1 protein-coding gene is annotated in these 1,279 nt (G+C 43.9%); it reads left to right on the top strand.

Going from position 1 to position 1,279, the window contains the following annotated elements; translation table 11 throughout:
- Nucleotides 1–711: 711 nt before the first annotated feature.
- Complete coding sequence (locus tag ABD892_RS05975) at nucleotides 712–918, top strand: cold-shock protein (RefSeq protein ID WP_345194502.1); 207 nt, start codon at nucleotides 712–714, stop codon at nucleotides 916–918.
- Nucleotides 919–1,279 lie beyond the last annotated feature (361 nt).

Here is a 1,279-nt window from a genome sequence, read left to right as displayed (position 1 = left end):
CTAAAGCGAAACTTTGTCAGTGTCGTAGCTCTGGCTTGTGCTTTTGTCTGGTTACCAATGTGAAACGTCAACAGCTCCTAGCCCGTTTCACAAAAGAATAAAAAGATATTTTTAAATATTGTAGAGAATAAAGGTTTAGTCGTTACCCAACCACCGCCAAACAATGCAAGGCTCGAAACTTCTACGGTTTCGAGCCTTTTTTGCATTTCGGCCCTGGTTTCAATGAGTTGCAGTCGCTTCTCTTTCTCACAGAATGCCCACCTTCTAATAGAATAGCTGATCCTTGGGCTTTCCCGATCACAGCCCTTTGCAAAGCGCTCCTCTTTTGTCTCGGGTTAAATCATTGGCTTCTGTGCATATATCAAATGGTTATGTGATTTCCGAAGTACTGGTGTCAAGGGGCATGGTTTGGCGGCTCTTGGCAGTTAAAACGTATAAAAAATCACCAAAGCTGCTTAAGAAAAGAATTTTTACGCATAAACGAGCAACCGAGTAGCGATGTGCAGTATTTTCTGAGTTATAGTACGTATGACTTGTAGCAGATTGTTGCTGTAACATGGTGAGTGTTAAAAGTGAGTTTTATTTTTTATGCCAAGATTGTGTGTTACGGGTGGTATAGCTCGTCCAGCTCTTCATAACTAATAGCGTTACTCTTAGCTCAACCGCCTTGCTGCAATGCACTATTAATATGAACGAATAAGGATGACATTAATGTCTACTACTACCGGTACTGTTAAGTGGTTCAACGACGAGAAAGGTTTTGGTTTCATCGCTCAGGAAAACGGTCCTGACGTGTTTGCCCATTTCCGTCAGATCAAGAGCGATGGCTTCCGTTCCCTGTCTGAAGGCCAGCAGGTACGTTTTACTGTGACTCAGGGCCAGAAAGGTCCTCAGGCTGAAGATATCGAAGTTATCTAAGCGACAATCGTGTCACTGACCCTTTGGGGTACAAGTGGAAAAGAAAGGGCGGTACCTTCAGGTACCGCCCTTTTTTATGCCTCCAGTGTTCGAATAGGGGGATATGTTTGGCAAAAATGGTTTCACTTGCACAAGCCATTGATCGTAAACACTGCTCTACACCATTCTCACGATGACAGAGCTAGACAATTTCTCCTGTCGGAAGACTAGTCTTAATTTTTCAGGTGTAGCCTGACCCATCTGCATAGGGATTATGCCCCCCTTTCTTTATGACAATGACCTGCCCCCTGTGCCAGCATAGTTGTCGCCTCTTCTGAAATTTCCAACTTAAACAGGGGGTGGTCAGTGAGTAATCAATGAC

Source organism: Kistimonas scapharcae (assembly GCF_039540975.1).
Taxonomy (GTDB): Bacteria; Pseudomonadota; Gammaproteobacteria; order Pseudomonadales; family Endozoicomonadaceae; genus Kistimonas; species Kistimonas scapharcae.
This window is presented reverse-complemented; position numbering and strand designations above follow the sequence as displayed.

What these genes read in the sequence shown, in the direction of transcription:
- ABD892_RS05975 (WP_345194502.1), top strand. Translation starts at nt 712, where the DNA reads ATGTCTACTACTACCGGTACTGTTAAGTGGTTCAACGACGAGAAAGGT.